We start from the raw sequence: 16,180 nt of genomic DNA, 5'->3' as shown, positions 1-16,180 counted from the left end.
GGCTGCAGTCATGACGCTGATCCAATCCGCCAAACTAAACGGGCACGATCCATACGCCTATTTAAAAGATGTGCTGACAAGACTACCGACGCAGAAGAACAACGCTATTGATGCGTTACTACCGCACAATTGGACGCCGGTTATCCTTAGCAAGGTGTGATGGGCGGACGCTTACGATCAGGTTATTGAATGGCGAGGCGAACCTAGCTCAATTCGCTGTGACAACGGACCCGAATATATCAGCGGAAAACTAGGAACTTGGGCAAGTAAGCACGATATTAAGTTGGATTTTATTCAATCTGGCAATCCGCAACAAAATGCTTATATCGAACGCAACAACCGTACTGTTCGTTATGACTGGCTCGCACAGTATTTATTTGAGAGCATTGCCGTTAACACAGTTCAAGATCATGCGACTCAATGGCTCTGGCACTATAATAACGAGCGACCTAATATGGGGCTTTGTGGCATTACCCCTAAAGAAAAGTTGGCCATAGTGGCCTGATGTCTACTTTTGATCCATGTTATAAATGAGGAGATTATTAGATTACAATATTGCCAGACGGCGTTCATATACTCAAGTGTAGCAAGGCTCCACCTTTGTTCTTAATGCTTAGGCCTTACCCTCATTTGACTGAAACTTACGAGGTTTAACTGACAACGTCGAAGGTGATTGGAGCATTCCTGGCACACGGAATACCACAAGATGGCGCGCTACTTGCGCACCACTCGGAATATCAGCTTCGTACCAAATACACTCTTCAAGACTTGCAGGAGGCCCGTCACGCTTTGCAAGCTCTAAGATACCGAGCATTCCCAGCTTGACGTTGGTTCCCTGATACGAGCCGGCTTGCCCGATGTACTTGCCTACTGTACCTCCATTAACCATTCCATGATGACGCTTCAACTCAATAGTAAACCGATGCGCGCCGAACCCAACGTAAATGTCTGCACGACCTGTCGCAACACCTTCTACCTCAGACCTAATATCACCGCTCAAAAAATTACCGGCCAACCATTCACGCAAATCAGCTTGAAATTGAAACTCGGTTGCTTTCCCACTTCTCAGGTACTCTCCTCGAGCACCCATTTCCTTTAGGCCTGCATCTTGTCTATCCTTGCAAAAAAGAATTACCTGAAGGATGAGATCATCAAAATCGTCCTGTATAATGCCTTTGTAGTCGCTGCACTGAACTAGAGCAGAACGAAGTTCAGATAGAATTTTTTGTACGATGGGGTGAGCAATTTTATCGTTTTTTCTAGTTCGCTCGCCAAGTACAGCTTCTAGTTGCTCAGCAATCTCCGCTGGAAGATTCCCAATTTCTGAGTCGTCTTGGAGAGCTTGCTGGAGCAACGGGTATTGTGCCGCTTCTCCTAACCCCTTAAACTCCCCCCCACCTTTTTTAAGCTCATCAATGCGTGCACGTAGCATTTTAGACGCCCCTGAGTGGGCTCTTTGCCAGCAAGGGTCGAACATAAGTTCGTCAAGATGATTAAGAAGTCCTTTCTCTCTAATAAAAGCTGCTTCGATGCGAGGCCTAAATAGCATATTAAGTCCTTCAGAAGCAAAAATCGTGTGCTCAGCATCGTAAACAGCTAGCAATTGAGTCATTATAGTCCAAGCATTGAGCCAGCTTGGGCGCTCCAAATTCCTAGCAATACTCTCCAAGACACGAAGCAGTTTCACCCACTGTATGTCGCGATCTTGGCGCGGCTTAAGCCATAATGGAAGGCTGCCAATTTGCAAGAGCCTACTCCGATCTGCAATGGCCTCAGTTAGTGCTCTCAAATGAATGCTTAAGTCTTTTGCCGGAGCGTCGGTAGCAAATAGTTTTATTAATTCGATAGACGAAAAATATGCAATGGCGTCAGAGCGACGCTCATCCGTCTGCAGGGCCTTAAAAAAGAAAGTTTGTGAGAACTCTAGGCCTTCCAATATTTCTCTCAGTGAGTTTTTTTCTAATGCTCGCACCAAGTAAACCAAACCTAATTCAAATTCAGCTTCACCTTCTGCATCTTCGTTAATGCGTAGCCGACCCAAAGTATCAAGCAAGTCGCTCTCTCTCCAGACATGAAATGCAGCGCCTGTCAGTTTTGCGGCATGCTGTGCAAAGAGGCCATTTATTTCAGAACCTAATCCAGCCATTATTCCAAGTGTTTGATACTTATCAATAGTTCCTATTAAAGAAAGTCGGAACAATGCCTCAAGAGCATAAGCAGCGATTAGACCACTATTATTATCTTGCCGCTCATTAATACGTTGCACAAAAATAGGCTGCAGTTTTTTACCTATCCGCGTACGCAGCACCTTATTTTCAATAAGGATATTAGTAGCGTCACGAAACGGAAGGACGTGACTACTTTCTTGAAACCCCCTGAGAGTTAAAGCATCCAAAGTTGCCCAATCATCTGGGCCCGCCGTGGCTGCAAGCAAAACCAGCACATCTAAATAAGGAGCTTTGAGCAATGCGTCTGCTTCCGCGGCCATTGCTGCCACACCACCTAACTTTTCAACAGTGATTGCAGCATCAGCGCGAATTTGCGTTTCAATTGTAGCGATAATAGATACGGATGTTTCTATTAATCCGTGCGTTACCACAAATACGTTCCTCGCGCGGCGATTCGACATCTATCTTTCCCTAGGGATGGCACGACCGCAGGAGCATCCGCGCTTGCGATCAATATCTGCAGGCCTGGCGTTTCTTGGGCAACTTGTTTGAGTTCACTAAGCAATGCGGCAAGGTTACTACCACTCGTCTCTTCCGCCCCAGGAGAATCAATAATCAGTAACCCTGGGTGCCGCCCGACACCTCGTTCATACCCTACTCGAAGCAAAGCGATGGCTGTAGCGATTCGTAGCCGCAGTCGTTCGCCCGTTGTGAGTTTACTAAAAGATGTAGACTCTCCTCCCTTTTCCAGTCTCATTTGGGCTACCCAGTTCAGTTGTACTTTCTCCAGTCGTAACACTCCAAATGAAACAGCAAGCCGAAGAATCTCTTCATTTAGACGATCAAGAATATCGCCACGCTGCAACTTGAAAGCTGCATCCGCCTCTACCAATGCGGCCTTGACCAATAGCGCATCATTTGGAATAGGGAGTTCTGCTGGATGAACTTGTAACTCTTGTAGCGCACCTTCAAGTCTTGCGACCGCTAACTCTGCCTCTCGGCGATTGGTGAAAGAATCGTTTTGAGTCGCGGCAACTAGCGCACTGCTTACCTGCTTCAGGTTTTCTTGCGCATTCTGCAAGTCACCACGTAGGCGAAGCAGCACAGTCTTGTTATGGCCCAACGCTAATTTGGATTGAGTGTATCGTTGCTCAGCGTCTTGTATAGCATCACTTGCATTTTCAAGTTGATCTTCTGGGATTGGCTCTGAACATAAGGAACAACTAAACTGGGAACTTTCTTTTTTGAGGCGGTCTCTGGTCACTGCTGAATCACAACGTGGGCAGCAAGTCGGCTGTAAACCATTGAAGAACAAAGTTGCGACAAGATCCTCCCGTAAATCACGCGTCCTGCGCTCATCATCGTTCGCTACCAGTTTAAGGAGCTGATGTTCCGTTTCTGCGGCGGCAACACTCTGCTCTATTTCTAATGCAATTGCAGATAAGCGAGGAATTTCCTTAGCAATTTCTTGCAGTTTATCAGCGGTTTCATTTTCCGTTGATACATCAACTAGTGTCTGGCGTGCAGTTTTTAGATCTGCTTCAATTCGAGTTCTTGCCTGCGCCGTTCTCGTTGCTGCTTCGGATGTAGTACGCGTCGAGTGGGTCAGATCTTGCTCAACTTCTTTATTCGCAGTGGACGCCTGCATAACGGTAGTTGCCCACGGTAATCCTACGTACATTTGAAGCATTCGTGCCGGAAGCCCACTCCATGGTATGTCGCCGAGAAGTAACTTGTGATCTCCGCCGAAATATAGCGCACCCGAAAGAGCAGCCCACCCGTGAATAATTGTTTGTTTGTAGTCTTTATTACCCTGACGCGACGGTACCGGGTCTAGATCCAAGGTAACCATCATGAACCGTGACATAGTTTCGGAAAACCCTTGATCAGAGCTGAATTGATCAAGCACATCGGACACACCGTCGGGGCGTAAGCGTGATAGGGTTCCTGTCGGTTTTTTGTCTAGTACTGTAAACTCAACGATATAGCGTTGATCATCAACCTCAAAACCAACAAGGACCCACTCCAACCAACCACGAACATCATCTTGAAGTCCTTTCGGTTCTCCACGAAGGCACCACAACAGAATTTCAAGCACTGTAGACTTGCCAACCAAATTCTCATGGCTAGTTACGGCCCAAACTCCTGCCGATAGTCCAGACCAATCGAACTCGACCCTCCCTATGGTCTGACCTTTTTTTTCTCCTTTGAACAGGATGCGAGTTACAACAAGACTACGAGCTGGACGCAGTGGTCGATCGGGGTAAATACCACGTTTGGTTAACATTTTTGCCGCATCCGAAATGGAAACCTCCGCACTTTCGGCAACTTTTTCAATCCATCCTTGCGTCATATTTTTATTCCTTGTTGGATTTGCTTCAAGCGTGCCCTAACACGATCAGTCACAGGAGCGATCAAGTGTTTTAGCTCCGTCGAAGCGTACTCTTGTTGTAAATATTGACGATCTTTCAAAACCTTACCACCAACGTCGCCAGCAATAGCTACAACCACGTTAGCGCGGTCCTTGTACCAAGCAATTTCTGGTGCAGCTGAGGCTAGTTCGTTCATAGAAGATCGCCCGCGACTGGTTAGTAGGTAAAGGTGCTCCCGAATCTTTCCCGGCATACCTACTCGTCGTACTTTAATGAGACCAGTCGCTCGAAGAATAGCCAAAGCATTATCCAAGGGTTCAAAAGCTCCAAAGTGATAGCGAATCATAGGCAGTCTACGAAGATCTGGTTCGCGAGATTCAAATATTTGTTCAGCAAGCTGTATTAACGCAGTATCCCCATTTTTCTCAAACTCGTTCATCAGTTCGTTTGCTAAATAATCTGGATTACGCATCCAAAAGTCCAAAGCCTGAAGTTTTGCTTGTCCATGGAGGACTGCTACAACATCTACTCCCCATGATTGATCGGCCACAGACTTGCTGCCTGCATCTATGCATGCCAGTAAACGAACCGCGCTCTGGCGGTCAGTGGCTACAGGTACTAAAGTCATAGTCAGCCCTCTGTATAATCGTAAAGAGGATGGTGTAATAATATGTGCTCGCTAATACTTCACCCAAGGCCAGCCACTCCTTCATAGAATACAAACACCTACATACATTCAAACACTATATAGATTGAGAAAATTTTAAATACCGAGTATTAGCTTTGATCATATCCTCCAGCAAAAAATAGTATTTTAATATTCTAATACTTTCTGTACAGTTAAAAGTACGGTCAAGAGTAACTACACCTAACAAATATAGCGGTTTAAAACGGATAAACAGTAAATGGTAGGTGTTATTGAGCCCTCAGTAAGTCACCTAAACGCTCGAAAAGAAATACTATCTCATCGTTCATTTCGTTTGACTTAAGCCTGTAAACCTCACTCAGATGCTCTTTTACTAGCCGTAGGCGTTGCGAGCAAAGAGCCATCAAAAACTCTAATGTAGCTTCTCCCTGCTCATTATCCCAATTGTTAATCACCGATAAAATCACATCAGTCATTCGTCGACTGAATGCAGGGTCAACGCGATAATCAAGTTCTACTGGAAGAGCTGATCTCAAAAGACAAGCCTGTATAACACCGTCATTATATCGATCAAAATTGGCAGGGCTGATTAATGTTGTGTGATAAGTGGAGGCCAGCCCACCACTTTCATTTGGATTACGTAAGTCATGAAGCACGCATTGAATGGTCCAATAGACATCTGCTTGCGCCGCTTCTTTAAGTCTATCTTCAGAAAAGCCAAGGTCGGACCAAAATGCGAATGTATTACGTAATTTAAGAGACTTGCCCTCAGAATCCGGTAAAAAAAGATCATCTGAGTTGTAATTAGAGTTATTAATACAAGCATAACGGCTCGCAAGTATCGCAGGTAATTGATGTTCCATTTCACCCAAAGGATCTTCCATACTGTAGGGCTGCAATAGGTCACGCTCATAATCCCAGGCTGTCTTCGTATGCCCTTTAATGCGAGGAACGGGACATTTCAGCAGAACTACTAACTCATGTCCACCTTGGACTAAATCTGTTTTAAGCTGCGAAAAATCTGCTTGATTAGGTAATTTGGAGAATACAACAAAATAGACGATGGATGCTGACGGGTGTATGCAGCGAAGTTTTCTCGAAATAGACAAAAGGCTGCGGCCAGATGTTATTGCACCAGCAACAACTAGAACTGATGCAGTACCACGCACATCTGACTCTGAAAAACTATTCGCATCTAGCCACTTAATTGAATTAGTATCTTCGCTCAAATATTTTTCTATGCTTTCTTTAAACTTACTAGAACCCGCATCGTTGAATGTGATGACAGTGGCCAAATCTCTAGAAGCATATCGTTTTATGTTCTTTAATATTTGCGTATTTAGCATTTCCTCATCTAGCTGTATTGCATGCTCTACGTCAATAAAAAAATGTTCAGCAATTTCTTCGCTAGAATTAGCGAGTACATTCCATTTTAATACACCGTTAGCTGCAAACATCTTAAAAAAATCTAGTCTGGATTTTCCAAAATCTGCTTTTTTAATCACTAATTGATCATGCTTTGGATTTTCAGGAAGGAATTGATCCCCAGCTATGCGTATCTGCTTTGATCCCAACTTACAAAAAGGGCAATCCTCTGCTTTTTTTGAAATAATACCTTTTAAAGCAGCAGATGAAATATCAAAAATGCCAATCTGCTCACTAGGAAGATTCATATGAAACAATGTAATTACTTGATTGACTCCAAACCTAGTTTGGCTTAATAAGCGTTTGGCAAGTGACCCACTTGTAGTAGCTGATACCAATACCAGACTAAACTCATCCTCTACGAAATCGTACAGCTCATTAAGTGCAGCATATGATTCAAAGCTCACAATAATCGGTTGGGATTGAGAAAACTTGTCGGTTAACCCCAGCGCAATACTTACCAAAAAAGAAATCGATGAAGTATCTACATAGATACGTTTAATATTGCTTTTCAGGTAAGGCAAAAGCGAGGTAGCTAGAAATGAAACCTCAGTACTCGAAACTAGAAGATTAGAGGCTCTAATAAACTTATCGCAATGGTCACCAGATGGTTTAACAAAGTGATAACTATGATTCGAAACAATCAAGCCAGCATGTTTTTTAAAAAGAAAGTCCATTCCTTGCTGTAGAATTTCATTGCTTAAAATTTCTGAAAGCTTATTTCCATCACAATAAGCCAGTACTCCTAATGAGTCAGCGCTGACACAAAAAAGTGAATCTATGCTGCCTACATATGCGTCATATTCACTTAAAAACGCAGCATCATCTTGGCACTGCTGCTTAGTCATTTCACATTTACTAGGCGATAATAAATAGACCTTCTTAGGAGGGAGACTGCTCTCAATTTCTTGCTTTAAAACTCTAGCCAACATGTCCAGTTTTGGTTTCGATGTTGAGTAAATCAAAAGGCTGCTTTTCTGGTCACTGTCCGGCTCGGAAAATCTAAAGGAAAACAGGCTACTCATTCCTTTGCCTCCAAAGGAATAAGGAGGCTGATGGCGACGCCTGCGGCCTTACTCATTTCCGAGATGGACTCGTTTGCAATAGACTGAGTAGACCAATCAAAAAACTCGCAGGCATTATCTTGAGCTTGAGGTGATGCTACAAAGTCACGGTAAAGAGATAACCTGCCACTACGAACTCGCATGAAACCGTTAAGCTTGGTCAACCGATCCATTACCACTGGTAAGCCATTACCTTTATTGTTCCGTGACGTTGATGTGTTACGGAAATTAAAACATTTTTTAAATATCCCATATTCGTCCTGGAGAGATAGTCCACCTGTAGGCCCGTCTAATGGATTATCGGCCAACCAGCGGCCACAATACCCCAGCCCAGAATCAACTATTGCTAGCTCAAGAAAGCGGCGATTGCCTTGAATACCTAGTTTTTCTTCAAGAGAGGCTACATACTCTGAAAGTACTGGTTGCTGCTGAGTGATACCTTTTTCACCCGCCTCAGTAAGGTTGATCCCCTGAGCATAAATAATACGCATGCCCGGCTTAAGCCATTCACTGCGAGCCTCACCTCTACTGCCATGCTCATGAGTATTTAGAAATAGCTCATAAAATATTCTACCTAAATGATCCAAATCATCATCTACAGGAGCTTTTGCTCCACCAGATATACTAATTGCCTTTTCAGCCATGGCTTTAATAATAGCTTTAAACTGTTCTGGCTGACGGAGAGTAGGCTTACTACTATTTTCTTTAATATAAAAGTTCGGATCAAAAGCTTTGGAACTATGATCGACGAAGCTAAACCAGCAAAGCCTACCGTACTGCTGACCATGCTGATGCTGAGATTGCATTTCTATAGCCTGCTTCGCAAGGTAGTTAATCTGTGAACGAATCTCTTGTGTAGGTGTATTATCTAAAACAATTGATCGTGCCATCATAGAGGCAGAGAATTTATGCGGCCTGACTATGACATCACTTATAACATCGATTGTTTTACTGTTGCGCAATTCGAGTCTAGAAGCTGAACTTACTCTCGCCCAAGTATTGACGGCTTGAATGGCGCTAGCTAAACCACCAAATGCGGGAGCAGTTGTATCGACTGGTAGCTGAAGAGCATCACTGTTGCAATTTAACTTGTTGATAAATTTTTCGCAGGCTTCAATCGTTATGCTTTTAGGGAAGTTGATCAATATGTAGCTCCTGATAAAATCTACCAATAATTATTTAAAATTTAGGGCATACCACAAAATACGATAGTGAATTAGATATTCAAGTATCAATTACGATATGACTATCTCAATTATAAATCGTAGAATTCCCAACGCGGGTGCAGACTGTGCCGTTTGAATGGATTGTCGTGTTGCCGATGCGGTTGGATGAGCTGCCGTCTGAGCCGATAGTAGTTCCAACAATATTGTTATAGGCCGTGCCAGGCTGACCATCGCAGTAACTGTCTGCTTGAGCGATACCTACTCCACATAAGAAAAGTACTGCGACTACTGCTAATTTTCTCATATTATTCTTCCCTTTTTAATTTAATAATTTTTACTAAAATGCCTGTGTACGGTACCGAGTGATTGATTAACTGTATAGCGGCTGTCGGCTCACTCTTATCTATATGTGCAAAAGCTAGCTACACAAGCGCCTGATCGACGAGAGCATCGGTGAACTGGACTTGGGTTTCTTGTGACTGTTGTAGATTGATTTTTAGCTGTTCGCAGATTTCCATTAACTCGCTGACTATGGACACTATAAGCCTCTGGTTCTTTAAGTCAGGCAGAGGTATAGGTACAGACTCAACTGTTTTTTGATTGATTTTTGGCATAGTTCCCGATGTTCCTGTCATCCTGTCCCACATAAATTCGCGAGATGCAGGAGATGAAAGAACAATCGATAAATACTCTGTATCAACCTCATCGGAAGCTCGGATTTTAATCATTAAATCTGGATATATATAACCTATGACCTTATCTTCAATATGAATACTGCTGCCAACATAAGAAGCTGCATTACCTCGCTGTATTAAAATATCATCTTTAGATAACCATAAATGAGAGTCACACGGTATTTCATATTCAAAATATTTACTTTTCTCTAGTAGCAATCTTCCTGTTGTCGTTGCCCCTAGCGCTAAAACCTTATTACTTGTTTGATAATTAACTTCTTTTGGTGAGAAGCCATTTCTAGGGCCAAATGACAAAAGTTTTTTAAGAGGTATTTTACGCACATTTATTGTATTGGTAAGCATCCCTTTTACTGCGACTTCTAAAATTTTTTTTGATAACGCATCTATACTTTGCTCTGTAACAAAAAGTATATCAAAATATTCAGATAATCTGGCCCAGTTTTGTGCCAATTCATTGGTGTCGGCACTATCGGTTAGGGCTGCTAATAGGACATCGACCAAGGTGGCATGAGCGTCAATACTGGATTCGGTTTCTTGCTCTAATTGATCGCATAGCAGCATCAGCTCATCAACTTTTGAAACGATTCTTAGCTGCTCATTTGTTGGCGGCAACGGAATGGGTAACATCATAAAATTAGCTAAAGAAATCCCTCCTATTATGCCTGTCATAAGTTCAGAAAAATGCTCATAAAAAGTAGGAGAAAGATAGGCTGTTAATATATACTTAGGCAAAACACCTGAAAACAACTCATTAGCAAAAAGTTTATTTCCAAAATATATGTCTTGTTCAGCTATCCCACATTTTTTTCCTGCACTACCGCCCTCTGCACATATCAGCACTGCACCTTTATGTGCAACTTTAAACTTTGGTTCATCGTGTGGAATATTTATTCCATTATTATAGTTTAGAGAATCAAACCCATATTCAACATCTTTTGTTGCTATATAAGGCATTCCAACTGAAAAAGTTGAGTATTTACTTTTTTTTATATTCGAACTAATACTATTTCCATTGAAAACGTTACCAATGTCAGCGACTCTAACCCACTGCCAGTTTTCTGGTAAATCAAAAAGTTTTTCATGATTGGTAATTGCAGGAAGTGTTTTCGATCTTCTGGCTTTCCCTTCTTTAACAAGCATTTTTTTTTCAGAAACTAGCTCATCACGTAATGCGCTGCCTGATACATCTTTGGGGTCTTGCTGTACAAGCTTGCCACGTATAGCTAGCTCAAAAATCAGCTCACGCAGTTTTTTAATCCCGTACAGTTCATACTTTTTATTACTACCACGCCCTGCCGTGGACTTGGCTAAAATTGAGCTGGTCCAGATATCAATATGCTCAGTAATCAGTTGCTCTACTTTACTCATGACTATTCGCCCTGCGCCGAGCTATCTGCGAGCGCAGCACTCAGCACGCCCTTAAGCTGATCACGCAACTGACTGATGCTCTGCTGTTGCTTTGCATAGCTGGCGAGTAACTCATCAGGATCATGGTTAATAACTTCACCTTGGTGCGGATTTTTCATATCAAGATTAAAGTTACGCGCAATCACATCGTCAATACTGACTTTCCACGCCTGTTCATTTTCAACACGGCTGACAAAGCCATCAGCTTCATGACCCCACCAGTCGATTTCTGCTTGAAACTCTTCAAACTTCATCGGTCTGGTTTTGCTGTAATTCTTCACCCCAGCTGGGTATGGGTGCTCATAAAACCAAATATCTTGCGTCGGCTGGCCTTTAGTGAAAAACAGCAGATTGGTTTTAATACCGGTATAGGGGTTAAACACGCCATTGGGTAAACGGACGATGGTGTGCAAATTACACTCTTCGGTGAGCATTTTTTTCAGCTTAGTTTTAACTCCTTCGCCAAATAAGGTGCCGTCAGGTAGAACCACAGCAGCACGGCCTTGATCAGCAAGCAGCTCAATAATCAGCTGTAAAAACAAATCTGCGGTTTCACGAGTTTGCAGGTCAGCGGGGAAGTTTTTTTCGATACCGTGCTCTTCAGTGCCGCCAAAGGGTGGGTTGGTGACGATGACATTAATGTCACTATCCCAACTGGATAAGGGCTTACTTAGCGTGTTGTCATGACGTATTTGCACCGGTACTTCGATACCATGCAGCATCATGTTGGTGGTGCAAAGTAAATGCGGCAACTGCTTCTTCTCAAAGCCTAAAATCTGTTTCTGCAGTGTTTTATGGTCGTCAGCTGTTTTCACATAGTTTTTTTTAACATGATCAAACGAGCAAGTTAAAAAGCCACCCGTACCACACGCGGGATCCATAATGCGCTCGCCTAATTTAGGAGCAACTCGGTCTACAACAAAACGGGTGACGGCACGCGGCGTATAGAACTCACCGGCATTCCCCGCACTTTGTAAGTTACGCAGCAACTGCTCATAGATATCACCAAACAGGTGACGCTCACCGGAACGAGTAAAGTCGATTTCATTAAGCTTGTTAATCACTTGGCGCAGTAAGGTACCGTTTTTCATATAGTTGTAGGCATCACTCAAGCCTTGACGCACAACAAAGCCACGTGGATTGGTATCAATTGGTGCGGCAAGGTCTTTTAGATCGGCAAAGAGCTGGTCATTGATAAAGCTCAGCAACTCGTCACCGGTCATGCCCTCAGCATCGGCTGCCCAATTGCGCCAGAGGTACTTTTCTGGAATGGGTGCGGTGTAGTTATCTTGCTCAAACTCTAGCGCTTCTTCTTGCGCATCAAACACTTTAAGAAAAAGCAGCCACGATAATTGGCCCAATCGCTGAGCATCACCATCAACACCCGCGTCTTGACGCATGATGTCTTGAATAGATTTGATAACGGAACTGATCGACATGCTGTTTCTCTTTCAAATAGGTATAACGCATAAAATAAGCCCCGATACGGGGCTTGAATACATAAACTCTTGGCTCTGTAACTTAAGCTTGCTTGGGTGGTAACCAGTATATCTCAGCTTCTAGCTCACTCACGGCCTGCTGATAGTCTTGCCTAGTACCAAAGCCTTGCTTAACGATCTCCATGGGCGTGCCAAGCTGATCAAGCGGCTGCACTTTAAGCACATTAAGGCTTTCGATTTCTTCCACACCGGCATCAGCATACTTATCCAGCAAGGCATTAAGCACGGTCTGGGCCGTTTCTGAATACTTAGTAAAATAGTTACGCTTTTTAACCTGGTTTGCACGTTCACGGCGGGTCAAAGGCGGTTGATCATAAACCACATGACAGATCAGGTCGAAAGGGTCCATATCCTGACCGATTTCTTCTTGCAGCGCTTCCCAGATAATGCCTGCATTGGCCAGCTCATCAATAACGCTTTGTTTACGGTCGGCCTCATGCCAACGCTTAGTAAAATCATCCAAACTGGCAAACTGCTTGGTAAAGGTTTTACGGGTATAATCTTGGAATGATTCAGTCACCAGTTTGCCGTCGGTATCGTAATACTGCACACGCTGCGCCATTATTTGCACCGGCACACCTTTGACGTAATACTTTCTAACAGGTTCACCTTCACCCGTTTCAAACGGACCGCTATTCCCCTCACCAGCTGGTGAAGTGTAACTCCCGTTTTCTTCAGCAGCTTGCTCAGCATCACACGTGGTATCCAGCTCTTCGTCGGACTCACCGTGTACGATTTCTTCAAGCTCATCGCTGTCTTCGTTAATTTGCTCAGGCTTAACCGTCATGATGCGCTCGGGAATACCATCAAAACGCTCATCGGCAAACAGCTCTGTGGCTTTTTTAAAGTCAAGAATGGTAAACCACAGCTTGCCGTACTTATCGTTGATACGTGTACCACGACCAATGATTTGCTTGAACTTAGTCATCGATTTGATGTTTTGGTCCAGCACAATTAGCTTGCAGGTTTGTGCATCCACACCTGTAGTCATCAACTCGGAGGTGGTGGCAATCACTGGGTAGGCACGCTTAGGATTAATAAAGTTATCCAACTGCGCTTTGCCGAGCTCATCATCACCGGTGATTTTCATCACATATTTGTCGTTTTTCTGCACTTGCTCAGGATTGCAGTTAATCAGAGCACGGCGCATGCGCTCAGCATGATCAATGTCATTACAGAATACGATGGTCTTAGCCATAGGATCGGTGCGCTGCAGGTAACTGGTAATGGTTTTTGCTACCAGCTCGGTGCGCTCATCAATCACTAGAGTGCGGTCAAAGTCTTTTTGGTTGTAGATACGGTCATCGATTAGCTCGCCATGCTTATCGGTCTGCCCTTTGGTCGGACGCCAGCCTTGCAGGTCAATATCCAAGTCCACACGCACCACTTTATAAGGTGCTAAAAAGCCATCCTCAATACCTTGCTTTAAAGTGTAAGTATAAATTGGATCGCCAAAGTAATCCGAATTGGACACATCTTCGGTTTCTTTCGGCGTGGCGGTTAAGCCCACTTGGGTGGCACTACTGAAGTATTCTAAAATCTCACGCCATGAGCTTTCTTCTGCAGCACTGCCGCGGTGACATTCATCAATCACAATCAGGTCAAAAAAATAAGACCCTACTTGCTTAAAGGCTTTTTGCGATTCTTCCGGGCCGGTTAAGGCTTGATATAAACCCAAGTGAATCTCAAAGGCTGGATCAACTTTACGGCCTTCAATCTTGGTCATCGCCGTGCCAAAGGGCTGGAAGTCATTAATGCGGGTTTGATCAATCAAGATATTGCGGTCGGCTAAAAACAAAATGCGCTTTTTATTTCGCGCTTTCCACAAGCGCCAGATGATTTGAAACGCTGTGTAGGTTTTGCCGGTACCAGTGGCCATCACTAACAGAATGCGATCTTGGCCGCTCGATATGGCTTCAATGGTTTTATTAATGGCTTGCAGCTGGTAGTAACGGGGCATTTTACCGCTGCCATCATCGTGATAATCCTGAGTGATGATGGGCAACTGTGCCTGCGTATAGCCTTTCCACTGGCAGTACTTACCCCACAGATAAGCTGGTGAAGGAAAGTCGGCTAAAGCGATCTCAGTTTCGATGTGCTGGGTATTAGTTTTGTCATGAAAAATAAAGCCATCACCATTCGAAGCAAAGACAAAAGGCACTTCAAGCAAGCTGGCATAATCCAAAGCCTGTTGCATACCCTTACCAACTTCATGCTTATTCGCTTTAGCCTCAATCACGGCAAGCGGCAAATTAGGCTTGTGATAGAGGACAATATCAGCTGATTTCACCGTCTGCCGCGCCGCCATTTGACCACGCACAATCACCTTACCATCGCGCAATTTCACTTCTTCACGAATCTGCGTCATATCGTTCCAGCCTGATTTTTTAATGGCAGGGAGAATGAATTTGCTGATGATGTCAGCTTCGGTGAGTTTGGATTTATCGATACCAGCCATGGCGTAGGGCTTCCTGTCTAACGCTGTTAATGAGTGGCACTTTAACATGCAGTGGCTAAAAGTACTCACTGGGCATAAACAAGCAACTGATATGCAACTGTTAATGGCATTGAAAGCTGCTAGTGGTGGGGTCCACAGGCTTCCAAATCAATACATTTAATAGGACTTGACAAAGCGCTCATAGAAAATTAAACGGAAAACAAATGTCAACTTATTTCTTCAAAATCCTTTTTTAAAGCTCTGAAATTTGTCGATAAATCGCTACTAAAACCATACAAATAGTCGTACGCACGACATGGGCAGGGGGTTTCGCAAAAACACATACTGTAACAATTGAAGATTGGCGCAGCACTCAAAAATTAGCGATTCTGTGGTCCAACCAATTTTATAAGACACTGGAAACCATGAATAAAACCAAAAAAATTACTACGCTAGCTATATTTCGTGAGGCTGATAATGTGCTGACGCATATCACCGAAAGCACTTATAGAGTGAACGGCAAGCTAGCTCAAAACTCTGACCTCGACTCAATCTGCACTCAAGTTATCAATCTCCTCACGCACTATCTCGATGAGAATTATATTGATCATGGTATAGCCATTCGGCTTGATAGTACTGTCAACACCGAAGACTACAATAATGTTCCGCTAAATATTTCAATCTTAGCGGAGCCTGAATCTTCTGATGATATCAGTGACGACATTAAAAGCATTTTGCACTCTGTAGTTGTGAGGTTTATTGAGAGCGTATTGAGCAATCGCGGTGATATTTTTGCCACAAACAGTCCCGATAAACCTGAGATATTCACACCTGCACAGAGTGATTTAATCGACGAATATAGTAATAATTTTATTAACAAATACAGGGGTAAGTCGATTAGCAAGCCGTTTGTATGTCTACTCTCCGGAGAAAAAACGATTGAGATTCCAGTTCAAGGAACTTTTAAGTCTCCAGTAACGCAGTCAGCAGGCATCAAGAATGATGAGGTTTTTCTTGCTCATTCTGATGGTGCCAAAGGCTCAGAAATGCTAGTTTTCCTAAGGCGTGTTGGCGCTACAAACAAGCTCGCCAGTGGTCCAACAAGAGAGTTTATCGCTGAAAAAGATAGCCACACCAAAACAGCATCAGCGGCCTTTGCTAATAGTAGTCCGTTGGTAAAAGTTGTTAGTTATGAAAAAACTGACTCTAAAGGCAGAATCCGTTTTTATCTGAAGGATATTTCTAAGGCCAGCATGGAGGACCTTGAGGCTTTTAAGTTAGAACTAACTGACTAAATTGTA

Annotated in this window: 10 protein-coding genes and 1 pseudogene; 3 read left to right on the top strand and 8 right to left on the bottom strand. The window is 43.5% G+C overall.

The window, feature by feature from the left end:
• The first annotated feature begins 10 nt into the window (after positions 1–10).
• Together JYJ62_RS15960 and JYJ62_RS08050 are read left to right on the top strand one after the other, a co-directional pair.
• Positions 11–160: a transposase domain-containing protein gene (locus JYJ62_RS15960; RefSeq protein WP_420042825.1), complete on the top strand. Its 150-nt coding sequence runs from the start codon at positions 11–13 to the stop codon at positions 158–160.
• 15 nt (positions 161–175) lie between these two features.
• Positions 176–505, top strand: a pseudogene (locus JYJ62_RS08050) (integrase core domain-containing protein); the annotation flags it as partial.
• A gap of 108 nt (positions 506–613) precedes the next feature.
• On the opposite strand, the gene JYJ62_RS08045 reads toward JYJ62_RS08050, so the two are convergent.
• The 8 genes from JYJ62_RS08045 to hsdR form a co-directional block, all read right to left on the bottom strand.
• A complete protein-coding gene (locus JYJ62_RS08045) occupies positions 614–2,629 on the bottom strand; it encodes a hypothetical protein (protein WP_205341684.1) in 2,016 nt (671 codons plus the stop codon).
• The gene (locus tag JYJ62_RS08040; protein ID WP_205341683.1) at positions 2,593–4,521 is read right to left on the bottom strand and encodes a hypothetical protein; all 1,929 of its coding nucleotides are present in this window, start codon (positions 4,519–4,521) and stop codon (positions 2,593–2,595) included. The genes JYJ62_RS08045 and JYJ62_RS08040 overlap by 37 nt, the downstream gene beginning before the upstream one ends.
• The gene (locus tag JYJ62_RS08035) at positions 4,518–5,168 is read right to left on the bottom strand and encodes a hypothetical protein (protein WP_205341682.1); all 651 of its coding nucleotides are present in this window, start codon (positions 5,166–5,168) and stop codon (positions 4,518–4,520) included. The genes JYJ62_RS08040 and JYJ62_RS08035 overlap by 4 nt, the downstream gene beginning before the upstream one ends.
• Positions 5,169–5,455: 287 nt before the next feature.
• Positions 5,456–7,636, bottom strand: a complete 2,181-nt coding sequence (locus tag JYJ62_RS08030; RefSeq protein ID WP_205341681.1) for a hypothetical protein — start codon at positions 7,634–7,636, stop codon at positions 5,456–5,458.
• Positions 7,633–8,820 (bottom strand): hypothetical protein, encoded by a 1,188-nt coding sequence (locus JYJ62_RS08025; RefSeq protein WP_205341680.1) that lies wholly within the window; start codon positions 8,818–8,820, stop codon positions 7,633–7,635. Before JYJ62_RS08025 ends, JYJ62_RS08030 begins: the two co-directional genes overlap by 4 nt.
• Before the next feature lie 443 nt (positions 8,821–9,263).
• A complete protein-coding gene (locus tag JYJ62_RS08020; RefSeq protein ID WP_205341679.1) occupies positions 9,264–10,904 on the bottom strand; it encodes a restriction endonuclease subunit S in 1,641 nt (546 codons plus the stop codon).
• A gap of 2 nt (positions 10,905–10,906) precedes the next feature.
• Entirely contained in the window at positions 10,907–12,382 is a 1,476-nt protein-coding gene (locus JYJ62_RS08015) for an N-6 DNA methylase (protein WP_205341678.1), read from the bottom strand.
• Positions 12,383–12,464: 82 nt separating this feature from the next.
• Positions 12,465–14,891: an EcoAI/FtnUII family type I restriction enzme subunit R gene (gene hsdR / locus JYJ62_RS08010; RefSeq protein ID WP_205341720.1), complete on the bottom strand. Its 2,427-nt coding sequence runs from the start codon at positions 14,889–14,891 to the stop codon at positions 12,465–12,467.
• A gap of 413 nt (positions 14,892–15,304) precedes the next feature.
• Between hsdR and JYJ62_RS08005 the strand changes: the two genes are divergently transcribed.
• A complete protein-coding gene (locus JYJ62_RS08005) occupies positions 15,305–16,174 on the top strand; it encodes a hypothetical protein (RefSeq protein ID WP_205341677.1) in 870 nt (289 codons plus the stop codon).
• The last annotated feature ends 6 nt before the right edge of the window (positions 16,175–16,180 follow it).

The organism is Denitrificimonas caeni (genome assembly GCF_905120345.1).
Classification (GTDB): domain Bacteria; phylum Pseudomonadota; class Gammaproteobacteria; order Pseudomonadales; family Pseudomonadaceae; genus Denitrificimonas; species Denitrificimonas caeni_A.
The sequence above is the reverse complement of the archived record's forward strand: the minus strand, read 5'-3'. Positions and strand labels throughout refer to the sequence as shown.

Coding starts and splice junctions, on each gene's coding strand:
- JYJ62_RS08015 (WP_205341678.1), bottom strand. CDS start 12,382: ATGTCGATCAGTTCCGTTATCAAATCTATTCAAGACATCATGCGTCAA.
- JYJ62_RS08035 (WP_205341682.1), bottom strand. CDS start 5,168: ATGACTTTAGTACCTGTAGCCACTGACCGCCAGAGCGCGGTTCGTTTA.
- JYJ62_RS08045 (WP_205341684.1), bottom strand. CDS start 2,629: ATGTCGAATCGCCGCGCGAGGAACGTATTTGTGGTAACGCACGGATTA.
- JYJ62_RS08030 (WP_205341681.1), bottom strand. CDS start 7,636: ATGAGTAGCCTGTTTTCCTTTAGATTTTCCGAGCCGGACAGTGACCAG.
- JYJ62_RS15960 (WP_420042825.1), top strand. CDS start 11: ATGACGCTGATCCAATCCGCCAAACTAAACGGGCACGATCCATACGCC.
- JYJ62_RS08005 (WP_205341677.1), top strand. CDS start 15,305: ATGAATAAAACCAAAAAAATTACTACGCTAGCTATATTTCGTGAGGCT.
- JYJ62_RS08040 (WP_205341683.1), bottom strand. CDS start 4,521: ATGACGCAAGGATGGATTGAAAAAGTTGCCGAAAGTGCGGAGGTTTCC.
- JYJ62_RS08020 (WP_205341679.1), bottom strand. CDS start 10,904: ATGAGTAAAGTAGAGCAACTGATTACTGAGCATATTGATATCTGGACC.